At 67.3% G+C, this 15,701-nt stretch carries 15 protein-coding genes; 9 read left to right on the forward strand and 6 right to left on the reverse strand.

The window, feature by feature from the left end; all coding sequences use genetic code 11:
• Window positions 1–33: 33 nt before the first annotated feature.
• The 9 genes from WAS25_RS04300 to cydB all read left to right on the forward strand — a co-directional run bounded on the left by WAS25_RS04300 (window position 34) and on the right by cydB (window position 9,381).
• Window positions 34–1,338, forward strand: a complete 1,305-nt coding sequence (locus WAS25_RS04300) for a TolC family protein (RefSeq protein WP_422310274.1) — start codon at window positions 34–36, stop codon at window positions 1,336–1,338.
• Window positions 1,335–2,360, forward strand: coding sequence for an efflux RND transporter periplasmic adaptor subunit (locus WAS25_RS04305; protein ID WP_422310275.1), 1,026 nt, complete (start codon window positions 1,335–1,337; stop codon window positions 2,358–2,360). The genes WAS25_RS04300 and WAS25_RS04305 overlap by 4 nt, the downstream gene beginning before the upstream one ends.
• Window positions 2,350–5,658, forward strand: a complete 3,309-nt coding sequence (locus WAS25_RS04310) for an efflux RND transporter permease subunit (RefSeq protein ID WP_422310276.1) — start codon at window positions 2,350–2,352, stop codon at window positions 5,656–5,658. Before WAS25_RS04305 ends, WAS25_RS04310 begins: the two co-directional genes overlap by 11 nt.
• A gap of 3 nt (window positions 5,659–5,661) precedes the next feature.
• Window positions 5,662–5,874, forward strand: a complete 213-nt coding sequence (locus WAS25_RS04315; protein WP_422310277.1) for a YgaP family membrane protein — start codon at window positions 5,662–5,664, stop codon at window positions 5,872–5,874.
• Complete coding sequence (locus WAS25_RS04320; protein ID WP_422310329.1) at window positions 5,871–6,044, forward strand: DUF6132 family protein; 174 nt, start codon at window positions 5,871–5,873, stop codon at window positions 6,042–6,044. Before WAS25_RS04315 ends, WAS25_RS04320 begins: the two co-directional genes overlap by 4 nt.
• A 36-nt stretch (window positions 6,045–6,080) precedes the next feature.
• Window positions 6,081–6,440: a rhodanese-like domain-containing protein gene (locus WAS25_RS04325; protein WP_422310278.1), complete on the forward strand. Its 360-nt coding sequence runs from the start codon at window positions 6,081–6,083 to the stop codon at window positions 6,438–6,440.
• Between the two features lie 8 nt (window positions 6,441–6,448).
• Window positions 6,449–6,865 (forward strand): OsmC family protein, encoded by a 417-nt coding sequence (locus tag WAS25_RS04330; protein ID WP_422310279.1) that lies wholly within the window; start codon window positions 6,449–6,451, stop codon window positions 6,863–6,865.
• Between the two features lie 137 nt (window positions 6,866–7,002).
• Entirely contained in the window at window positions 7,003–8,325 is a 1,323-nt protein-coding gene (locus WAS25_RS04335; protein WP_422310280.1) for a cytochrome ubiquinol oxidase subunit I, read from the forward strand.
• 9 nt (window positions 8,326–8,334) lie between these two features.
• Window positions 8,335–9,381 (forward strand): cytochrome d ubiquinol oxidase subunit II, encoded by a 1,047-nt coding sequence (cydB, locus tag WAS25_RS04340; RefSeq protein ID WP_422310281.1) that lies wholly within the window; start codon window positions 8,335–8,337, stop codon window positions 9,379–9,381.
• On the opposite strand, the gene WAS25_RS04345 is transcribed toward cydB, so the two are convergent.
• From WAS25_RS04345 to clpP, 6 genes are all read right to left on the reverse strand, one after another.
• On the reverse strand, window positions 9,378–9,935 hold the full coding sequence (locus WAS25_RS04345; protein WP_422310282.1) for a hypothetical protein: 558 nt from the start codon (window positions 9,933–9,935) through the stop codon (window positions 9,378–9,380). The genes cydB and WAS25_RS04345 overlap by 4 nt on opposite strands.
• Window positions 9,932–10,597 carry a (d)CMP kinase gene (cmk, locus tag WAS25_RS04350; RefSeq protein ID WP_422310283.1) on the reverse strand — a complete coding sequence of 222 codons (666 nt, stop codon included), beginning with the start codon at window positions 10,595–10,597 and terminating at the stop codon, window positions 9,932–9,934. The genes WAS25_RS04345 and cmk overlap by 4 nt, the downstream gene beginning before the upstream one ends.
• A gap of 35 nt (window positions 10,598–10,632) precedes the next feature.
• Window positions 10,633–12,084 (reverse strand): cytochrome c3 family protein, encoded by a 1,452-nt coding sequence (locus WAS25_RS04355; protein WP_422310284.1) that lies wholly within the window; start codon window positions 12,082–12,084, stop codon window positions 10,633–10,635.
• A 184-nt stretch (window positions 12,085–12,268) separates the two neighbouring features.
• Window positions 12,269–13,897, reverse strand: coding sequence for a RecQ family ATP-dependent DNA helicase (locus tag WAS25_RS04360; RefSeq protein WP_422310285.1), 1,629 nt, complete (start codon window positions 13,895–13,897; stop codon window positions 12,269–12,271).
• A gap of 60 nt (window positions 13,898–13,957) precedes the next feature.
• Window positions 13,958–15,085, reverse strand: a complete 1,128-nt coding sequence (locus tag WAS25_RS04365; protein WP_422310286.1) for a pyridoxal phosphate-dependent aminotransferase — start codon at window positions 15,083–15,085, stop codon at window positions 13,958–13,960.
• Window positions 15,085–15,681 (reverse strand): ATP-dependent Clp endopeptidase proteolytic subunit ClpP, encoded by a 597-nt coding sequence (gene clpP, locus WAS25_RS04370; protein ID WP_422310287.1) that lies wholly within the window; start codon window positions 15,679–15,681, stop codon window positions 15,085–15,087. Before clpP ends, WAS25_RS04365 begins: the two co-directional genes overlap by 1 nt.
• Window positions 15,682–15,701 lie beyond the last annotated feature (20 nt).

A 15,701-nucleotide genomic window follows, 5' to 3' on the forward strand; every position in this document is an offset into this window, starting at 1 on the left:
GGCTTGGAGTATTCCTCTATGAGCATTAAAACCATGCAATGCCTCACCTTGTGCCTGGTGGCCGGAACTGCCGCCCTGGCGCAGGAACCCTTCACAGTGGCCACCGCCATCCGCACGGCCTGGCGCGATCAGTCCGGGCTGAGGGCAGGCCGGGCCCTGGTCGAGGTCAAGCGGGACGAGGCTGAGGGCTTCGCCGCGCTGAAGCTGCCCACGCTGACCCTGAACGCCCAGGGCGTGCGCACGGACGAGCCCATGATGGCCTTTGGCATGAGGCTCAACCAGAGCCGCATCACGGCCATGGACTTCAATCCAGCCAGCCTCAACAAGCCGGACGCCATCATGGGTTTTGGGGGCTCGGCGGTGGTGCAGCAGCCCCTCTACGCGGGCGGCCGCATCTCGGCGGCGAAGTGGGCCGGTGAATACGCGGCCCAGGCCGAGTCCGCCAGTCAGGCGCGCCGCGAGCAGGAGACAGCCATGGCCATCGTGGAGGCCTATTTTGGCGCCCAGGTCGCCGAGCAGGCGCTGCTGTGGGTGGAGGACACCCGCACCTGGATCCTGGGTCTGGAGGCCTTTGTGGGGGCCCGCGTGCAGCAGGGCCTCATGCTCGAATCCGAGCTGCAGCGCCTGAAGGCCGTTCACGCTCAGGTCGACGCCCAGAAGGCCGAGGTGGTGCGTCAAGTACGGTCTGCCCGCTCGGGTCTCGGCCTCCTTACCGGCAGCGCACCCGTCGAAGCTCCCCTCGCGACCCCGCTGCAGGCGGAAGGTATCGTGCTGGATGGAACAGCCCGGACGGCTGTGCGCGCCGACCTGCAGGCGGCCGAGCTGCAGGCCAAAGCGGCAGGTCAGGCCGCCAAGGCCGCTTCTGGCAGCCTGAAGCCCGAGGTTGGCCTCGAGCTGGGTGCTGGCACCCTGCGCCAGTCCTGGCACCAGGGCGGCACCTGGACCTGGGCCGCGGTGGGCTTGAAATGGAAGGTGTTCTCCGGACCAGACCGGGCCAAGTCCAACGCGGCCCATGCCCAGGCCCGGGCCGCCGAGGACATGCGGACCTTCAAGCAGCAGCAGGCCGAGCACGAGGTGCGCGTGGCGCGGGAGGCCGTGCGGGCCGCCGAGGCGAAGCATGCCGCCGCGAAGGAGGCCCTGGTCGCCTCCGAGGAATCCAAGCGGCTACGGGAAGCCCGTCACCGCGAAGGCCTGACGCCCCTCACGGACGTGCTGGATGCGGAGGCCGCCCGGCAGGGCGCCCGCACCCTGCTGCTCCAGAGCCTCTATGACCTGCGTACCAGCCGCGCGGCCCTCGACCTGGCCACCGGCGCCCCCATTGAAGGAGTCACCCCATGAAGGTGTCCATGACCCTCGCCCTCGCGGGCCTCATGCTCGGAACGCTGGCCTGCGGCCACAAGGAAGCCACCCCTGATGCGAAAGCCCTGCCCAAGGTGGCCGTGTCCCTGGTGGCGCAGACCCAGGCGGAGGGCGGCAGCTGGGTGGCCGCCACACTCCAGTCCACCCGCACCGCGACCATGGCCACCCGGATGGCGGCCCAGGTCAAGCGAGTGCTGGTCCAGGAGGGCCAGCGGGTGGCCAGTGGCACCCTGTTGATGGCCCTCGGCGACGAGGACCTCCAGGCCCAATTGAAGGCCGCCGAAACCGGGCTGGCCACGGCGGAGGCCCACCACCGGCGCATCCAGGCGCTCTTCGCGCAGAAGGCCAGCACCCTGTCGGAACTGGAACAAACCCAGGCCCAGCTCGCCCAGGCCCAGGCCGGCGTCTCGTCCCTGAGGGCCAACCTCGCCTACACCCAGATCCGCGCGCCGTTCTCCGGCGTGGTGCAGTCCCGCAAGGTGAACGAAGGCGATTTCGTGGGGCCCGGCATGCCGCTGCTCGAGCTGGTGGGCGAAGGCGAGCAGGAGCTGGTGGCAACCCTGTCCGAAGGCGAGGCCAAGGCGCTCAAGCAGGGCGCCAGGGTGCGCTTCGAGGCGGAGGGCGCCACAGGGGAGGCCCAGGTCACCGCGCTCGCCCCTGGCGGCGACGCCTTCAGCCACAAGGGCACCCTGCGGGCCCGGGTGCTGTCCCCCAAGGGCCTGCGCCAGGGGACCTTCGCGCGCATCCTCGTGCCGGGCACCAAGGCCGAGGGGTTGACCCTCTCCCGCAGTGCCCTGGTGACCCGAGGCGAGCTGACGGGCGTCTTCGTGGCCAAGGATGGCCACGCGGAGCTGCGCTGGATCACCCTCGGCGACGGAGCCGGGGACAGCCTGCCCGTGCGCTCCGGCCTCAAGGCCGAGGACCGCGTCATCGACCGGCCCGGCAGCCTCCAGGATGGCCAGCCCATCGAGATCGCCAGCGGGGTGAACCGTGTCAAGTAGGGAGACGGATGACCTGAAGCTCGGACTGGCCGGACGGCTGGCCAAGGGCTTCCTCCGCAGCAAGCTGACGCCACTGCTCGTGTTCGCCTCCCTACTGCTGGGGCTGCTGGCCGTGTGGCTCACGCCCCGCGAAGAGGAACCCCAGATCGTCGTGCCTATGGTGGACCTCTACGTGCCCTACCCGGGTGCGAGCCCCAAAGAAGTGGAAAGCCAGGTTGCCACGCCGCTGGAGAAGCGCCTCTGGGGCATCCCTGGGGTGGAGTATCTCTACAGCGTGAGCCGGCCCGGCATGGCGCTCATCACCGTGCGCTTCAAGGTGAACGAGCCCCAGGAACCCAGCCTCGTGAAGGTCCACCAGGAGCTGGCGGCCAATCCGCAGCTGCTGCCGCCCGGCGCCATGAAGCCCATCGTCAAGCTGCAGACCATCGATGACGTGCCCTTCCTGGTGCTGACCCTGCACGGCCAGGACCAGACGCCTGGTGGCCTCCGCAAGGTGGCCGAGGTGCTCGGTCAGGAACTGTCCACCGTGCCCAATACGGCCCAGGTGAAAGTGGTTGGCGGGGCCCGCCGAATGGTGCGCGTGGAGCCCGATCCCGACCGCATGCGCTCGCTGGGCTTCTCCCTGGCGGAGTTGCAACCCGCCCTCCAGTCCGCCGAGGCCCAGCTGCCCGCCGGGGTTCTGGTGGATCGCGGCCGGCGCACGGAGGTGGAGGCCACGGGCTTCGTGCTGCAAGCCGCCGAACTGCAGCGCCTGGTGGTGGGCGTGCGCAACCAGAAACCCATCTACCTGGGCGACGTGGCCCGCATCGTGGACGCGCCGGATCCGGAACCGCCGGTGGTGCTCTTCGCCGGAGGCGGCGTGCAGGGCTTCGAGCCCGCCGTCAGCGTCACGCTTTCCAAGCGAGCTGGCACCAATGCCACGGCCCTGGCCGAACAGGTGCTGGCCAAAGTGGAGGCGCTGCGCGGCGGCCTCCTCCCCCGGGACCTGAAGCTCACGGTCACGCGCAACTACGGCGAGACCGCCGGGGACAAGTCCAACGAGCTCATTGAGCACCTCATGATCGCCACCCTCAGCGTCATCGCGCTGATCATGCTGGCCATGGGGTGGCGCAGCGCCGTGGTGGTGGGCATCGCCGTGCCCGTGACTCTGGCCCTCACGCTGCTCATCACCTACCTGTTCGGCTACACGCTGAACCGCGTCACGCTCTTCGCGCTGATCTTCTCCATCGGCATCCTGGTGGACGACGCCATCGTGGTGGTGGAGAACATCCATCGGCACATGCACCTGCCGGGTCGGCGGAAGAGCTTCGCCCGCATGGTGGTGGAGGCGGTGGATGAGGTGGGCAATCCCACCATCCTGGCCACCTTCGCGGTCATCGCCGCCATCCTGCCCATGGCCTTTGTGCGCGGGCTCATGGGCCCCTACATGCGGCCCATCCCCGTGGGCGCCAGCCTGGCGATGCTGTTCAGCCTCATCATCGCCTTCGTCATCAGCCCCTGGGCTAGCCTCATCGTCTTCAAGAAGGAAGCCAACCTGCCGGAAACGGATGCCACCGGTCTGCACCCGGCCACGCCCGACACGGCCGCGCCTGAGCCCATCCACGACTGGCCCCACAAGAACCCCGAAGTGGCGCCGGACAGCCGCATGACGGCCCTCTACCGCAAGGTCATGCATGCGTTGCTCACCCGCGCTTCCGTGCGCTGGGCCTTCTTCGGGGGGGTGGTCGCCCTGCTGCTGGGCGCCATGTCCCTGGTGGGCTTCGGCGTGGTGAAGGTGAAGATGCTCCCCTTCGACAACAAGTCGGAGTTCATGGTGCAGCTGGACCTGCCGGCCGGCACGCCGAGGGAGGATGCCCTCGCTGTGGGCCAGGACCTCGCCCGTCGCCTGCTGAAGGAGTCCACGGTCAAGGATGTGCAGGTCTACGCGGGTGAGGCCGCGCCCTTCACCTTCGTGGGCATGGTGCGCCACAGCTTCCTCCGCCAGGAGGCGGAGATGGTGGACCTTCAGGTGAACCTGGTGCCGAAAGGGGACCGCAAGGAACAGAGCCACGAGATCGTGGTGCGCCTGCGCCCCGAGCTGGAGAAGATCGCGAAGCCCGCCAACGCCCGGATGAAACTCGTCGAGATCCCGCCGGGACCGCCCGTTATGGACACCATCGTGGCGGAGATCTATGGGCCCAGCGAAGCTGAGCGCTCGCGCCTTTCCAGTGAAGTCCTCGCGGCCTTCAAGAGCGTGGATGGCATCGTCGATGTGGACTCCACCCTCAATGCCACGACCCCCAAGGTCAGCCTGGTGCTGGATCGCGAGAAGGCGGCGCTCCACGGCGTGGCACCCGCCCATGTGATCCAGACCCTCGCCACGGCAGGCTACGGCTACCAGGCCGGGGCCTTCCATGTGCTGCGGGGCTCCAGCCAGGTGCCCGTGGTGGTGCAGCTGGCCCCAGGCAAGCGCCAGAACCTGGATCAACTGCTGCAGCTCACCGTGCCCGGCGTCCGCGGCATGATCCCAGTGCGCGAGCTGGTGACCGTGAAGGAGGGCGTGGAGGAAGCTGCCATCCACCACAAGAACCTCATGCCCGTGACCTACGTGTTCTCGGACCTGGCGGGCACCATCGAAAGCCCGGTCTACGCCCTGTCGGCCCTGAACAAGAAGATCGATGCGCTCAAGGGAACGGCCGGAGGGGCCGTGCCCCGCCTGGGCCTCGCGCACCCCGAGAACACCGAATCGCTGTCCCTGAAGTGGGACGGCGAGTGGCACATCACCCTCGAAGTCTTCCGGGATCTCGGCATGGCCTTTGCGGCCGTGTTGGTACTCATCTTCGTGCTGGTGGTGGGCTGGTTTGAAAGCTTTGAGATCCCCTGGGTGATCCTGGTGCCCATCCCGCTCTCGCTCATCGGCATCATCCCCGCCCACGGCCTGATGGGCGCCTTCTTCACAGCCACGAGCATGATCGGCTTCATCGCCGGGGCCGGCATCATCGTCCGCAACAGCATCATCCTCGTGGACTTCATCGAGCTGAAGCTGAAGGAGGGGATGTCCCTGGAATCGGCCGTGGAGGAAGCAGGCGTCGTGCGCTTCCGCCCCATGCTGCTGACCGCCGCCGCTGTGCTGGTGGGCAGCGCCGTCATGCTGGCGGACCCCATCTTCCAGGGCCTGGCCATCAGCCTCATGGCCGGCGAAGTCGCCGCCACCCTGCTGTCCCGCATCGCCGTTCCCGTTCTCTATTACCTCGTGGCCCGCCGGGGCCATGCCGCCAACCTGCAACGCCAGGCGGCGCTTGCCGCCTCTGAGGAGTAACTCATGTCCGTTGATCGCATCGTCCACATCGTCGCAGGCACCTTCATCCTGGGCAGCCTTGCGCTGGCCCACTTCCACAGCCCCAACTGGCTCTGGTTCACCGCCTTCGTCGGCGCGAACCTGCTGCAGAGCGGGCTCACCAACTGGTGCCTGATGTCCTCCATCCTGCGCAAGCTGGGCGTGCCCGAAGGCTCTGCCGTCGGTTGTTCGCGGTGAAGGCCACGGCGATCCGCGTGGCGCTGGGCCTGCTCGTGGGCGGCATCCTGGGCTACGGCTGGCACCGGCTGGTGGGCTGCAGCACAGGCGCCTGCCCCCTGACCGCCACGCCCCTGCGGGGCATCAGCTACGGCGCCGCCATGGGTCTGCTCTGGGCGCTGTCCCGCTAGGCCGCCAGGAACCATCCAACCTGATCCGGAGGGCGCATGTCCCTGTTGCTCGACCACTGGTACTACCTGCTCCCCCTGGCGGCCATCGGCTACCTGTGGTGGAGCCGCCGGTCGGCCTCGGCCACGGATGTCCAGGCGCTGCTGGGCCGAAACGCCCAGGTGGTGGACGTGCGCACCCGGTCCGAGTTCAAGGCCGGAGCCCATTCCAAGGCCATCAACATCCCCCTTGGTGAACTGGAGGGCCGGGTCCGGGAGCTCGACCAGGCCCGGCCGGTGCTCGTGTGCTGCGAAACCGGAAGTCGCAGCGGCTTCGCGGTCTCCCTGCTCAAGCGCGCAGGGTTCACCGAGGTGGCGAACCTAGGATCGTGGCGCCGTCTTTCCAACCTGCTTTCCTGAGGTTCACCATGGGTCACTCAAGCACCGTCCGCTGGGATTCCGGTCGCGCCTTCCAGGTAGAGCAGGACGGCCACCGCTTCATGCTGGATGCCAGCCCTGATGCGGGTGGCCGGGAACTCGGCCCGCGCCCCAAGGCGCTGTTGCTGTCGGGCCTCGGTGCCTGCACCGGCATCGATGTGGTGGGCATCCTCGAGAAGATGCGGGTGCCGCTCGAGGGCCTGGAGGTCCAGGTGACCGCAGAGCTGCGCGACGAGCACCCCAGGATCTATACCGGGATTCATGTCCGGTATGTGTTCCGCGGGAAGGACCTGCCGGTGGAGAAGCTGCAGCGGGCCGTGCAGCTCTCGGAGGAGACCTACTGCGGGGTGTCGGCCATGTTGCGGCCCGCGGTGCCCATCACCTCGGAGATCGTGGTCGAGGCCTGAGGATTTCCCTACCTGTAAGTCTCAAGATATCTCGAGCTTTCACATGGGTTGCGGCAGTTTGTCGCATGTTGGGTGACCTCAGTCATGGGATACTGGATCTCTGGCGTCGCCTGATTGATGTCGTGACCGGAGGGACCATGGGCGATCCACTTTTCTGGCACCGGCTTCAGTTCGGCTTCACGGCGACCTACCACTACCTGTTCCCCCAGCTCACCATGGGTCTGGCCTTCCTCATCGTGGTGTTCAAGGCGATGGGGCTGCGCACCGGCGAGGCCCGGTACGCCGACGCCGCGCGGTTCTGGATCAAGATCTTCGGCATCAACTTCGCCGTGGGCGTGGTGACGGGTATCCCCCTCGAGTTCCAGTTCGGCACGAACTGGGCGCGCTTCTCGCAGCTGTCCGGGGGCATCATCGGCCAGACGCTGGGGATGGAGGGCATGTTCGCCTTCTTCCTGGAGAGCAGCTTCCTTGGGCTGCTGATCTGGGGTGAGAAAAGGCTGTCGCCGAAGGGGCACTTCCGCGCGGCCGTGGCGCTCTGGCTGGGTAGCTGGCTCTCCGGCTACTTCATCGTGGCCACGAACGCCTTCATGCAGCACCCGGTGGGCTACACGGTGGCACCGGATGGCACGCTGCAGCTCACCAGCTTCTGGGCCTTCCTCCTGAATCCCTGGGCCCTGGGCCAGTACGCGCACACCATGATCGCCTCGGTGGTGACGGGCTCCTTCGTGGTGGCGGCCGTGGGGGCCTTCTGGACCCTCAAGGGCCTGCATGCCGAGCAGGCGCGCCTGAACCTGCGGATGGGCACGTTCATGGGGCTGATCTTCAGCGTCCTGGTGGCCTTCCCCACCGGCGACCTCCAGGGCAAGCTCGTGGCGCGGTACCAGCCCATCACCCTGGCCGCTATGGAGGGGCGCTTCGAGAGCGGTCCCCGGGCGGGGCTCACCCTCATCGGACAGCCCAATGTCGCCCAGCGGAAGATCGACAACCCGGTGCAGCTGCCTGCCGTGCTCAGCTTCATCGCCTACGGCACCTTCAGCAGCGACGTGAAGGGCCTGTCCTCCTTCCCCGAGGACCAGTGGCCCCAGAACATCGAGCTGCTCTACTACAGCTTCCACATCATGGCGGGCCTGGGCACGCTCATGATCGCCGTGATGGGTCTGGCGGCGTTCCTGCTCTGGCGGAGGCGGCTGGACACGAACCGGCCCATGCTGTGGGCGCTGATGCTGGCCTTCCCCTTCCCCTACATCGCCACCACGGCCGGCTGGGCCGTGGCCGAATTTGGGCGGCAGCCCTGGCTGATCCATGGGGTGCTGCGTACCAATCAGGGTGCTTCCCCCATGGTGCACGCGGGCCAGACGGCCTTTACCACGCTTGGGTTTGCGGGCATCTTCGTGGTGCTGAGCATCCTCTTCCTCTACCTCATCGGCCGGGAGCTCGCTCACGGCCCCGTGAAGCACTAGGAGGCCGCCATGGAGCAGCTCTGGTTCTGGATGGTCGCCGTGATGTTCTCGATCTACGTGGTGATGGACGGCTTTGATTTCGGGGCGGGGATCCTCCACCTGGCCGTGGCCAAGACCAACGAGGAGCGCCGGGAGGTACTGGGCGCCATCGGGCCCTTCTGGGACGGCAACGAAGTGTGGTTGCTCGCGGCCGGCGGCTCGCTCTTCCTGGCCTTCCCCAAGGTGCTGGCCTCGGGCTTCTCCGGGTTCTACCTGGCCATGTGGGTGCTGGTCTGGTGCCTGATGCTGCGCGGCATCTCCATCGAGTTCCGCTCCCACGTGCAGGATGGCCTCTGGCGCCACTTCTGGGACACCACCTTCGCCCTGGCCAGCGTGCTGCTGCCCGTGCTCTTCGGGGCGGCCCTGGGCAACGTGCTGCGGGGCGTGCCCCTGGACGCCAGTGGCTACTTCTCCGTGCCCATGTGGACCACCTTCCGGTTGGGCCCGCAGCCCGGCGTGCTGGACTGGTACACCGTGCTGATCGGTGTGTTCACCCTGGTGACCGTGACCGCCCACGGTGCCCTGTTCCTGGCCTGGAAGACGGAGGGAGCCGTGCATGAGCGATCGCGCGCGCTGGCCGCGCCGCTCTGGGGGCTCGTGCTGTTCCTGTGGGTGGTTGCCACGGCGAGCACCCGCATCGTGAATCCCGCCATCTTCCTCGGGTTGGCGAGGTCACCCCTGGCTTGGGCCTTCACGGCCCTCTTCGTCGTTGGCCTGGGCCTGGCCTTCCTTGGCCTGCGGAGGCAGCGGTTCCTGCTGGCCTTCCTGGGTTCGGGCGCCTTCATCCTGGGCATCCTCGCGGCCAGTGCCGCCAGCCTCTATCCCGTGATGCTCAAGTCCACCCTGGACCCTGCCTTCGACCTCACGGCCCTGAACGCCAGCGTGGGCCATCACGGGCTGCGCAGCGGCCTCGTCTGGTGGCTCCTTGGATTCCCCCTGGCCATCGGCTACGCCGGTTTCCTGTTCCGGTTCCACCGCGGCAAGGTGAAGGCGGCGGCCGAGGGCGAGGGCTACTAAAGCAGGCCGTCCCGCCGGGTGACATGCCAACGCCAGACCAGCCAACCCCAGGCTCCGGCCATGGCCAGCCAGCCGAAGCTGCGGAGAGCCTGGGCGATGCGGTGGTCCGAGGCAAGGCAGCCCCACTGGGCCAGGAGCGTGGCCCAATCATGCTCCCCGCCGCCCACCAGCGGCAGCGCCTGGGCCCTTGCATCGGCCACGTAGCGGGCGATGTTCAGAAAGTTCTCACCGGTCCAAAGGCCAGCGGCGGCGGTCCCGTAGGCATCCCGCCGCAGCCAGAAGGAGGCTGCCACCACCGCAGGCACCAGGAGCTGCATCAGGGTGCCTCCGAGGATGACCAGCGTCTCCCAGCCGAAGACCCCGAACAGCGGATGCCCGGCCTCGTGGAAGAGCAGGTTCACCCCGTCCAGCAGGGGAATCCAGCCCTCTTCGGCCGTGAGGGCGGCCAGGAAGAGCAGGCCGGAGCCGATGGAGAAAGCAACGAGGCCGGCGGTGCCGACGGGGCGCCAGGGCTCGTCCAGGGCCGTCTGCAGCGCCTCGGGCAGCGGGATCACAGGTGGGCCTGGTGCCTCGCCACGATCCAGTCCACCACCTGGTCGAGGTTCATGTCGCTGGAATCGAGCTCGACCGCGTCCTCGGCCTTGCGCAGGGGCGAGGTCGCCCGGGTGCTGTCGGCCAGGTCGCGGCGCTGGAGGTCGGTGAGGACCGCTTCGAAGTCTGGCGCTGGGCCCTTCGCCTGCAGTTCGAGGAACCTCCTTCGGGCCCTGGCTTGGGGACTGGCCGTGAGGAAGACCTTGCAGCAGGCCTGCGTGAACACCACGGTGCCGATGTCTCGGCCGTCCACCACCCAGCGGCCGCTGGCGCCGATGCGGCGCTGCTGATCCACCAGCACCTCGCGCACCCGGGCGTCGGCGCTTACGGGGGTGACCAGGAGGGTGACCTCCTGGCTGCGGATGGCCTCGCTGACATCTTCGCCGGCCAGGTAGGTCCGGCCCTCATTCAGCGAGAGGTCCAGGCTGGACAGCACGCCTTCAAGGGCGGATCGGTCCGTGAGGTCCACGCCTGCCCGACGGATGGCCAGGGCGGCGGCCCGGTACATGGCCCCGGTATCGAGGTACTGCCAGCCCAGACGCATGGCGACCCGCTTGGCCGTGGTGGATTTCCCCACGCCAGACGGGCCGTCAATCGCGATCAGGAGAAGGGCGGCAGCGGTCATCCCAACATTCTGGACGGCCGCTCCTCACCATTCCATCACTTCATGCCGAAGTCCTTGAGGATCTTGGGATCCTTCTCGTCCTGGGCCAGGATCGTGTGGCACGTGTCGCAGTCGCCCTTGATCGTGCGGCCATCGGCGGCGGTGTGGTTGCCGTCGTGGCAGCGGAAGCACCCGACCGCTTCCTCGTGCCCGATGTTGTTGGGGTGGGTGCCCCAGGTGATCTTCATCTCGGGGAAGACATTGCGGAGATAGATGGCCTTCACCACCTCGCCGGCCGTGTCCACCTGCGCCCGCTTCTGCTTGTATATCTCGGGGTAGTTGGTGCGGTAGTACTCGGCCAGGGCCACCGGGATCTTGGCTGCGGCCAGCTTCTGATCTGCGTATTCGACCTTGAGCAATTCAAGGGCGATCTTCTTGAGGAAGGGCAACTCGGTGCTCATGCGCTTGTCGGCGAGGGCCTTGTCGAGGGCCCGGTCGGGCAGGTGGAAAGCGTGGGTGGGTCGGTTGTGGCAGTCGATGCAGTCCATGCCGCGGGTGGTGGCCTTGGCGAGCTTCTCCTTCGGCAGGTTCTTGAATTCCTCCGTGACGTACTCCGTCAGGCTCCCGTTCTCCTCGCGGTAGGTGACCTTGGGGATCTCCTGGCGACGGGCATCGGTGGTCACGTAGCTGATGCGCTCCATGTTGTCGAGGTGGCGGCCGTGGATGCCCGTGGTGCCGTTGGGGGTGTGGCCCCCGATCTTCAGCAGCAGGATGCTCGTGGACGGGGTGTTGGCCTCATCCTCGGCGAACTTGGTGCGGACGATGAGTTTGTCGTTCGTGAACTTCTGGGGCCAGTGGCACTGCTCACAGGTCTCACGGGCGGGGCGGAGGTGCTCGACGGGGCTGGGGATGGGCCGGGAGAATGTGCCGAAGGCCACGGCGAAGAGCTGCCGTGTGCCGGAGATCTTGGCTTTCACCAGGGCCGGCGCGCCGTGGCCGATGTGACACTGGGCGCAGCCCACGCGGGAGTGCGGCGAATCAAGGAAGGCCGTGTATTCGGGGCTCATGACCGTGTGGCAGGTCAGCCCGCAGAACTGGTTGGAGTCCATGTACTCCACGCCCTTCAGACCCGCCGTGCCCAGGATGGACACGTTGATGAAGGTGAGCACGCCCACCACCGTCAGCAGGCGACGCACGGCAGGCTGCTTGAAATCCACGGCCTGCAGGGGCAGGGGAGCCTCACCTGCGGCTTTGCGCTTGCGCCTCTCGCGGAGAAGGCCGAAGGGGATCAGCCCCAGACCCACCAGGAACAGGGCGGGCAGGATGATGAAGAGGATGATGCCCAGGTAGGGATGGATGGATCGTGGGCTGGTCAGCTCCATGAACCAGAACCAGACGAGCACGAAGGCAGAACTGGTCGTCATGGCGGTGCCCGCCAGCGTGATCCAGTTGTTGCCCAGCTGGAAAGCCAGCCGGGTGAGGTCCCTGACGCGTTCCGTGAAGCTCATTTACCCACCTCCAAAACCAAGGGGCTTGACCACTGGACACTTGTGTATGAAATGTCTCTCATTACCCTAATTTCCTCCTACTGCTCCTGCAAGGTCGAAACAGGGCGTCTCAAGGCGCAAACTCTTTGCTATCAATTGGGCTGGTTCCAGGTTGTGACAGATGTCCAGGCCTGCCTGAGGCCTATCAGGAACCCTGCCGGGTGAGCAATTCGAGGAAGGAATTCCCATACTGCTGAAGCTTCTTCGGCCCCACGCCGCTGAGGGCTAAGAATTCAGCCTCCGTGGCGGGCTGGAAGCGCGCCATCTGCTGGAGTGTGGCATCGCTGAAGATCACGTAGGCGGGCACGCCCTTGGCATCGGCCAGGCGCTTCCGCAGGGCCTTCAGTTCCCGGTAGAGCGCCTCTTCGCCTTCCACCGGGACCTCTGTGATTGGGGGGCGGGAGCCGCGTGGCGAGCCGCGCTTGGCCTTGCCCGGCGAAGGCGCAGCCCGCAGCGGGTCGTCGCCGCTGCAGACATCGCAGGAGGCGAAGCAGGCATCCATCCGCTCGCCGAAGTGGGCCAGCAAGGCCTGGTGCCGGCAATACGTGGCCTCGGCAAGGCGGAAGAGGTCGCGGGTCTGCCGCTGCTGGGCCTGGGCCAGGGAGGCCTCCAGGCTGTCCGTGAAGCGGTCGTAGCTGAGCACGTCCCCCCAGCCGTAGAACATCACGCAGTCGGCATCGGCCCCGTCGCGGCCCGCACGGCCGATCTCCTGATACCAGCCCTCCACGCTCTTGGGCATGTCGCGGTGGATGACGTAGCGGATGTTGCTCTTGTCGATGCCCATGCCGAAGGCGACTGTGGCCACGATCACGTCCACGTCATCCCTTTGGAAGGCCTCCTGGGCGGCGGAGCGCGCCGCGGGGTCCATGCCCGCATGGTAGGCGGCCGCGCGGATGCCCTCGTCCACAAGGAAGGCCGCGGTGGCCTCCACCGCCTTCCGTGACAGGCAGTAGATGATGCCGCTGTCTCCGCGTCGCGCCAGGACCAGGCGCAGCAGGGCCTCCCGAACGGGAGGCAGCCCTTCCGCCCCCTTGCGGTATGCGCTGATGTGGAGGTTCGACCGGAAGAAGGAGCCCTGCACCTCCACGGGGTTCCGCATCTCCAACTGGGCGGCGATGTCGCGGCGGACTTCGGGCGTGGCGGTGGCCGTGAGGGCCAGCACAGGCACCTCCGGGAAGCGCTGCTTCAGGCCAGCGAGGGTCCGGTAGGCGGGACGGAAGTCATGGCCCCAGTGGCTGATGCAGTGGGCCTCGTCCACGGCGATGAGGCGCAGGTCCACCTCGCGGAGGAGATCGGCCAGGTAGAGCTCGAGACCCTCAGGCGCGGCGTAGACCAGTTCCAGCTCGCCGTTCTTGAGGGCGCGGATTCGCTCGCGCCGGGCCTCGGCATCGAGGCTGGAGTTCAGGAAGGTGGCGCGGAGTCCGGCCTCGGTGAGGGCATCGACCTGGTCCTTCATGAGCGCGATCAGGGGCGAGACCACAAGCGTCACGCCACCCAACAGCCGCGCGGGCAACTGGTAGGTCAGGGATTTCCCGGCCCCTGTGGGCATGATTCCCACCACGTCCCGGCCCGAGAGCACGGCCTCGATGATGGTGCGCTGGCCCGGGCGGAAGGCATCGTAGCCGAAGGTGGCCTTGAGGGCGGCCTCGAGGTCAGGTGGGGCTTCCAGCTCCGCGGCGAGGCGTTTCAGGGCGGCGATATCCTCCACGTCGAAGGCCGTGGGCTCGGTCTTGTAGCGGGCCCGGAGGCTCCGCAGCCTTTCCCGGCATTCCACGTGCGCGCCCTGCGAGAGCAGGGCGCGGAGCCTCTCAATCTCGTCCGGAACCCGCCCCAATCAGCAGCCGCCGTCGAGCAGAGGGCCGGCGGCGTTCCAGAAGGCCTGCATCTCTTCGGGCCTGCCGAAGGACACGCGGATGTGGTTGGGCAGGCCGTAGCCGTGCATGGGACGCACGATCACGCCGCGCTGGAGAAGCTCCTTGAACAGGTCCGCGGCGGGGAAGGCGCTCTCCAGCAGGATGAAGTTGCCGCTGGTGCCCGAGAGCTGGCAGCGGTGCTTCGAGGCCTCCTCGACGAAGGCGGCGCGGGCATCTACGTTCTTCAGGCGCGAGAAGGCTTCGAAAGCCAGATCCTGCACGGCGACTTCGGCGGCGGCCTGGGCCAGATGGTTCGTGTTGAAGGGGCTGCGGACGCGCTCGAGGAAGCCCATCAGCTCCTTCGAACCGAGGCCGTACCCGATGCGCAGGGCGGCCAGGGCATGGATCTTGGAGAAGGTATGGAGGACGAGCAGGTTCGGACGATGATCCAGGTAGGTGGCAGCATCCGGATAGTCGGCGGGATCCTCGTATTCGGCGTAGGCCTGGTCCACCACCAGCACGATGTCCTCGCGCAGGTCGCGCACCAGGCGTTCGAGGGCGGCGCGCTCCAAGCGGATGCCCGTGGGGTTGTTGGGGTGGCCCAGGTAGACGAGGCGCGTGTCCTCGGTCACCGAGCGCAGGAGGTCGTCCACGTCCAGTTCTGTGGCGGAGGCCCTGGACTCGATGACGCGGCCGCCGGCGGTCTGGGTGGCGATGCCATAGATGGCGAAGCTGTGCTTCGGGATGACCGCGCTGCCGCCGCCCAGGAAGGCAGCCTTGGCCACCATCTCGAGGATCTCACTGCTGCCGTTGCCCAGGACCACGCGGTCCACAGAAAGCCCCTTCCGCTCGGCGATGCGCTTGCGCAGGTAGTAGCCGTCACTGACCGGGTACAGACCCAGGCCTTCGAACTCGGAACCGGCGATCACGGCGGCCACTCGGGCCTTCACGGCCTCGGTGGGTCCCCAGGGGTTCTCATTGGAGGCGATCTTGACGATGCGGGTCAGGCCCAGCTCGCGCTGGACTTCCTGGATGGGTTTGCCGGGCACGTAGAGGGGGATGCCGCTCAGGCGCTCGAATCCGGGGAGGCTGGAGAGGCTTGCGGTCATCAGGCCGGCCGCTCGGAGAGGACCTTGTCCACGATGCCGTACTCCAGGGCCTCCTCGGCGCTCATGAAGAAGTCGCGGTCCATGTCCTTGATGACCTTCTTCAGGGGCTGGCCCGTGTGCTTGGCGAAAGTGGCGGAGAGGTTCTCCTTCAGGCGCTGGATCTCCTTGAAGGTGATCTCGATCTCGGTTGCCTGCCCCTGGGCCCCGCCCGAGGGCTGGTGGATCATGATGCGGGCGTTGGGCAGGGCGAACCGCTTGCCCTTGGTGCCGGCAGCCAGCAGGTGGGCGCCCATGGAGGCGCACTGGCCGATGCAGTAGGTGACGATGTCGTTCTTCACGAACTGCATGGTGTCGTAGATGGCCAGGCCCGCAGTGACGCTGCCACCGGGGCTGTTGATGTAGATCTGGATGTCCTTGTCCGGGTCCTCGCTCTCAAGGAACAGCATCTGGGCCACGATGGCATTGGCCACGTTGTCGTCGATGGCAGTGCCCAGGAAGATGATGTTGTCCTTCAGCAACCGCGAGTAGATGTCGTAGCTGCGCTCGCCGCGGGGCGTCTGCTCGATGACGATGGGGGGATAATAGCTGCTGGGCATGGGCCCTCCGGCGGATGGAT

It is taken from the genome of Geothrix sp., from assembly GCF_049292215.1.
GTDB lineage: Bacteria > Acidobacteriota > Holophagae > Holophagales > Holophagaceae > Geothrix.